Origin of the sequence: Thermococcus sp. 21S7, assembly GCF_012027615.1 — an archaeon.
Classification (GTDB): Archaea; Methanobacteriota_B; Thermococci; order Thermococcales; family Thermococcaceae; genus Thermococcus.
The window spans coordinates 1-259 of the sequence record NZ_SNUT01000045.1 but is presented as its reverse complement, the minus strand read 5'-3'; the positions used below and the strand labels follow the sequence as shown (position 1 = coordinate 259).

The following is a 259-nucleotide window of genomic DNA, read 5'->3' as shown; positions in this document are numbered from 1 at the left end:
TCCTTTTTCAGCCGGTAAAAGCTGGTTACATTGTTCTCAAAAGCGTGAGTGATGAGAAAGTTCACGATTTCACGATAAGTTTCGAAAAGCTCATCTAACCCTTCGGGTGTTCCCTTGAGTTTGAATTTTGCCGTGAGTTTGATGGTTTCACTCGGCATTTTCCAGCTCCTTTTTTGTTTTCTTAATCCAATCCTTGATTGCTTCTTCAATTGCAACGCTTAGGACTCCTCTTTTGTCTCCATAACGTTTTTTGGCGAGT

1 pseudogene is annotated in these 259 nt (G+C 40.9%); it reads right to left on the bottom strand.

The annotated features are described in order from the left end of the window. Positions 1-158: pseudogene (locus tag E3E51_RS13220) on the bottom strand (RNA-guided endonuclease TnpB family protein); the annotation flags it as partial. Positions 159-259 lie beyond the last annotated feature (101 nt).